The 6,421-nt window shown below is 41.4% G+C and carries 2 protein-coding genes; both read left to right on the plus strand.

Translation table 11 applies throughout. The features are described 5' to 3' along the window. Positions 1 to 13: 13 nt before the first annotated feature. Complete coding sequence (locus tag R7041_RS05440) at positions 14 to 901, plus strand: LysR family transcriptional regulator (protein ID WP_064369314.1); 888 nt, start codon at positions 14 to 16, stop codon at positions 899 to 901. 279 nt (positions 902 to 1,180) lie between these two features. Continuing rightward, positions 1,181 to 6,421: DUF4011 domain-containing protein (locus tag R7041_RS05445; protein WP_318114695.1), on the plus strand; the 5,241-nt coding region annotated here is incomplete at its 3' end.

Below are 6,421 nucleotides of genomic sequence, written 5' to 3' on the forward strand. Positions count from 1 at the left end.
ATATGGAAAATATATGGAATTTCGCTACCTGAAGTATTTTGTCGCGGTCGCCGAGACTCGTCACTTTACCCGAGCAGCTGAACAGCTAGGGATTGCGCAACCTCCTTTGAGTCAACAAATCAAAAAGCTAGAGCACGAGCTTGGCGTGGACTTATTTAAGCGCTTGTCTAGAGGAGTAGAACTGACCCATGCAGGGCAAGTCTTTTATTTGGATGCGGTAAATATTCTTGCTGATGTGGAACGCGCTAAAGCAAAAGCCCGACAGATTGCCCGTGGTGAAAATACGCAGGTTAAAATTGGGTTCGCGACGTCAACATCAACCTGCATTAAGGTATTGGAGAGGATTGGGCGTATTCAAGAGAATGGGGTTCATTTACAGACGGCGGAACTGTCAATGCCAGAGCTTGCCGCTCAGTTAAAAAGCAAACAACTTGATCTCGCAATCATGCGGCTACCCTGCTACGCCAGTGAGCCTTTTGAACACAAGGTGTTGTTTAACGACCCGTTTGTCGCAGTGATTCCGGCGGGGCACGAACTGGCAAAATATCCCTGTATCCAGATGAAACAGTTGAGAGGCCATAAAATTTTACTGTTTCCACGAGAGACGGGCCCCGCATTGTTTGATGGCATGAGCACACTTTTTGCCGACGCAGGAGTAAGGCTCGAACCACAGTTCGCAGCACCGCAACTTCGTACGACGATTGCCATGGCGCAGGCCGGGTTAGGTATTGCTCTCGTTCCGCGCTCACTGGCTGAACATCTCGATGATTCCGCGACAGTCGCTGAGATTGATGATATCCCTCTCACTAGTCGTGTTGTTGTTGCTTGGGAGGCATCTAATCTCAATAAACAAGCGTTAAAAGTAGCCACGAACATCGGTCATGTTGAGGCTCTGCTTTAGGCCAAATCATTAGCTCAACACCGCTTGATCAAAAGGCTTCGTTTTATAAACGTTTTTGTTCTTTGGTGATCCAAATATGATATACACTTAATAAGCTGTATCATATTTTCATTGTGATTTGTTTCACGTTAGAGCTGTTTAAATAGATATTATTTTATCAATATTTACTGTATGACCCATCAATAATCATAGAATTTTAAATTCCAGTTAGACTTGAATGTATTGAGAGAGTAAAAGTTAACTCAGTTTCATATGTCAGCCAGCTGGAAGGAATTGAAAGTGTTAGATACAAGTGTCCAAGAGACATTAATTAACGGCATTGAATTAGATATTGATATTACTCCGACTTTTTCACTTGCTGCTCAGCAAAACTCTTATCCAATAATTAAGTCTATCCGAGTGAGTTACCCTAAAAAAGAGGAACAAGAATCCCCCACATATCGGTCGCTTGTTCTTAAACTCGAAGGAGTTGAAGGCTGGCTAGATGAAACATCATGGCATATTGATCGCTTAGAGCCTGGTGAGGTAGTAAGTTTAAAAGTAAAAGAGTTACAGTTTCCCTTTGATAAGCTGTTTGGGTTAACTGAAGAAGTAAAACTATCTTTGTTTTTTAAATTGATGAGTGACGATGGGGAGGTACTCAAAGAGTGTAAAGTTCCTCTTGATGTTCTGCCTGCTGATTATTGGGGCGGAGAGATCCGTCAACCAGCTCTGTTAGGTGCATTTGTCAAGCCCAACGGTGTATATGTTGAATCTCTTATTCACAAGGTTACACAAGTTCTTGAAAAAGGTGGCTATGGGCGCTCTGTCGATGGCTATCAGTCGAATACACGTGAAAAGCCGTACCTAATGATCGCAGCTTTGTGGAACGTAATTTTTCAAGAAAAGCTAGCTTATGTAAGCCCGCCCAAGGGGTTTGCGAAATTGGGTCAGCGCGTTAGGCTGCCTTCTGATATTAGTAATTCCAGAATGGCGGCTTGTTTGGATTTGTCTGTGTTGTTTGCTAGTTGTATCGAAGCAATGGGTTTGAATCCTGTCGTGGCAATCACGGAAGGTCATGCTTTTTCGGGTGCTTGGCTTATTGATGAAAGATTACCTATCTTAACAAATGATGACCCTCAGGATGTAAGAAAACGGATAGATAACCGTGATTTAGTGTTGTTTGAAACGACTTTAGTTACTAGTGACTCTCCAATTACTTTTGAGCAGTCGAGAGAGCATGCTCGAGAATTGCTATCAGAAGAACATGAAAAACAGTTTGTGATGGTCATTGATATTGCTCAAGCGAGAGCGCAAGCGATAAAACCACTCTCAACCGTAGAAGCTACACGAGAAGAAAAAACGTCAGAAGATACTTCAGTTGAGCTGATGTTACCTGTTGTTCCACCGTTACCCCCTGTGCGAAAAGAAGAACAAGTGATAGAGGAAACTCCAGAAACTAGGATCGATACTTGGTCACGCAAGCTTCTTGATTTAACAAAGAAAAATAGCCTTCTTAACTTTAGTGACCGAGCCATTGCGATCAAATTGTATTGTCCTGATATTGCTGCGATCGAAGATATGTTGGCAGATGGCGTAAAATTTAAGTTTCAGTCTGCACAGGAAAGTCCTTACTTTGACTCTGAGCGCGATAACGAATTGTTTCGTCTTCAGTCAGGGTCTGATCTCCATCGAAGCTACGCGTTCAATCAAATTCAGAATAAGATTCTGATTGCTAATCAGTCACCTAATCGATTAGAGCGAAACTCTATAGAGTTGTTCCGAAAAGCAAAAAATGATCTGGAAGAGGGTGGTTCGAATACGCTTTTTCTAGCGCTTGGCTTTTTGAAATGGAAAGAGAACCCAGAAGATACAAGAAGTTATAAAGCTCCTCTATTATTAATTCCCGTAAAGCTTACCCGTCGTAGTGCTCGTGCGTCTGTTTACGTCGAGCAACTTCAAGAAGAAGAACCAATTTTTAATCTTACTCTAATTGAGTTTTTGCAATCCGAGCATGATATCAACCTAAGTGAATTTCGAGATGAATTACCGATGGATGATAGTGGTATAGATGTACCATATGTATGGCACAGAGTAAGAGACGCCGTTAAGGAACAAGCTGGTTTTGAGTTAGTGGAAGAGCTAGTTTTAGGTTCTTTCTCTTTCGCTAAATATCTGATGTGGAAAGATCTTAAAGATCGGTTAGATGATCTCAAGGAAAATTTATTTGTTAAGCATTTAGTTGATAACCCTAGGGACCCATACCCTCAAGAGAGCTCGTTTATCGAACGAGAAGAAATTGATGAGAAATTAGATCCTGCCTCGATTTATACTCCTTTGAACTGCGACAGTTCTCAGTTGGTTGCAGTGGATGCTTCTGCTCGTGTACAAGATTTCGTTCTGGAAGGGCCACCAGGAACCGGAAAGTCAGAGACTATCGCTAATATCATTGCTCATAATATCGGGCTCGGGCGAAAAGTACTCTTTGTCGCGGAGAAAATGGCTGCACTGAATGTGGTATATCGCCGTTTACAGAAAGTAGGTTTGGATCATCTTTGCTTGGAACTACATAGCAATAAAGCGAACAAACGAGCAGTTCTTGAACAATTAAATAAGGCATGGCAGAAAAGAGAGGGTTTAAGCTCTGAAGAATGGGAAGCGAATATTATAGAGCTCAAGTCGAGGAGAGATGAGCTTAACAATTATGTTCGTGCTTTACATGGAAAATCGGCATTTGGAATCTCAGCCAGAGACGCTATCTCTACCGTTGCATTAAATGGTGAAACCTTAAAAGTCAAGCTAGATTGGCTCCCTGACATAACAGCAGCTCCTATTTCTACAAAAGAGGATTTAGTTAGGATTAAAGAGTTAGTCGGGAGGCTAGCACTAGCATTCTCTGATATTAAGGGCTTGAACATCAACGCATTTATGCCAGTTTTTGCTACTGAGTGGTCGAATGTTTGGCAGTCTAATTTACTTGCTGTTATTGATGACTGGTTAAAAAACTACGATGTCTTAATAGATTGGACACAACAGGTTCAATCGAGTTTTTCGCTTACCTCGATACGCCAAACGCTTAAAAATGTTGAAGCACTAGAAAGTGCTTATGAGTTGGCAATGATCGCAACGTTTGAAGATATTGCATTCGCTGTAGATTCTGGTTCAAAAGAACGAATTGCAGCCATTCAAGAGTTGTCGGTATTAAAAGCAGATTACGACCAGCAGCTTAAAGACATATCGCATGGCGTGACTAGCGACAACTTGTCTAAGTTACCCACAGAGAGATGGCTACAATTGGCTGAAGAAGCTAAAACAAGTTGGTTTAAAGCAATATTTCGCAAGCGTAAGATAAATCGCGAAGCGAAAGAGTTTGGCCTGTCTCAAATTGAAGATTTGTTACTTCTTGAAAAAATTGCGACGGTTCAGAAGCTTAAGAGCTCAATAGAAGAACATATCAACATTATTGGGGACTACTCGGTCTGGAAAGGTTGGGATACGTCTCACGAAATATTAGAAAGCACTGCAGTAACAGGGAAAAAAATTCGTGAGATTGTATCTAACCTAGTTAGCTTGACTGATGAACCCTCTGAAATATTGATTGCGATAAGAAAATGGTTTGTAGATGGGAGAGAGTTTTTAGAAGAGTCGAAAGTATATTCAAGCCTAAATAACTTTTCCAAGGCGGTACAAGAATTCAAAAACTCGAATTCGATTGTTGCGGAACTTGGAGTCAGTATACCCGAGCAAGCTGAACTTGAATCACTATATCGGAATTTTAATGATATAAAGACTCAGTCAAACAAGTTGAAAAACTGGTGTGAGTGGCAATCAGTCAAGCAGAAGGCGTATGACAATAAGCTTGATGTAATGATTAAAGCTCTGGAATCAGGAGTAAGTAACCCTGAAGAGTTAAATGAGCAATTTCGAGTTGCTTTTTCTTATTGGCTCGCCCCACTTCTTATTGATGCCAGCGATGAGCTTCGAAAGTTCAAAGCTTCAACGCATGAACAAACAATAAAAGAGTTTCAAGTGGTAGACGAACGTGTTGCTAAGATTACAAGCGATTACGTGGTTGCACTTGCTTCGAAGAGTGCTTCTACACAACAATCTATGGAGCAGAGTTCGAAACAATTTGGTGTATTAGCTAAAGAGCTTCAGAAAAAAACTCGGCATATACCAATCCGAAGTTTGATTAGCGAGCTAGGTCATTCGTTATTGGATTTGTGTCCATGTTTAATGATGTCACCATTGTCCGTTGCTCAGTTTTTGCCCTCTGATTTCAGAGGATTTGACTTGGTTGTTTTTGACGAAGCATCACAAATGACCACTTGGGATTCGGTAGGTGCTATAGCGAGAGGGAAAAACGCAATCATTGTCGGTGATCCAAAACAGATGCCCCCAACAAACTTTTTCTCTGCTCGAGGGAATTCGGATGATCCAGATGAAGAAGATCTAGAGTCTATTCTTGACCAAGCGCTTGCTGCGAGGTTACCGCTTAAAAGGTTGATGGGGCATTATCGAAGTAGGCATGAAACCCTTATTGCTTTTTCAAATAATAAATATTATGAAAATTCATTAGTAACTTATCCTTCTTCAGAAACAAAAGATTCAGCAGTTTCTTTGCATCGAGTTAACGGAATTTATGCTAAAGGAGCGGGTCGCAACAATACGGCTGAAGCAAAAGCAGTCGTAAATGAAATTGTTCGAAGATTACTGGATAAATATGAACAAGATAAGTCTATAGGTGTAGTAACTTTAAATACTGATCAGCAAAGAACGATGGAAGATCTGTTAGACGACGCAAGAAGACAAAACCCTGCTATCGAAAAATACTTTCGAGAGGGGTCAGGAAGAGATCCTGTTTTTGTTAAGAACCTAGAGTCAGTTCAGGGTGATGAGAGAGACGTAATCATGCTCAGTCTCGCGTATGGTCCTACGGAGCCAGGAGCCAAAACGATGAGTATGAATTTTGGGCCACTCAATAAAAGCGGGGGAGAGCGCCGCTTAAATGTTGCGATTACTCGCGCAACCACGGAGGTTGTTGTCTTTAGTAGTTTTGACTCTTCAATGATTGATTTAAGCAGAACGAACTCGGTTGCCGTTGAGCACTTAAAACACTTCCTTGAATTTGCAGAAAAGGGGCCAATTGCTTTATCTGAGATTGCTTCTGCAGAGCATGGAGTCGATCAATTTGATAGTGATTTTGAAGAAGCGGTAGCTCAAGCTTTAAGAATTAAAGGTTGGAAAATACAAACACAAGTAGGAGTAAGTAAGTTTAGAGTTGATCTCGGAGTACTTCATCCAGACAAGCCTGGCAAGTACATAGCTGGTGTTGAGTGTGATGGGGCTACGTACCACTCTTCTCCTGCAGCCCGAGATAGAGATCGGGTAAGACAGATAGTTTTGGAAGGCCTAGGATGGAATATTGTTAGGTTATGGTCGACGGATTACTTTATTGATCCTGAATATGCAATTGAAAACATTGACTTAAAACTTAGAGAAATACTTGAAGTGGAAAGGGAGCGAGACATACTGCTAGAA

Source organism: Vibrio sp. 1751 (assembly GCF_033339895.1).
Classification (GTDB): Bacteria; Pseudomonadota; Gammaproteobacteria; order Enterobacterales; family Vibrionaceae; genus Vibrio; species Vibrio alginolyticus.

Coding starts and splice junctions, on each gene's coding strand:
- R7041_RS05440 (WP_064369314.1), top strand. CDS start 14: ATGGAATTTCGCTACCTGAAGTATTTTGTCGCGGTCGCCGAGACTCGT.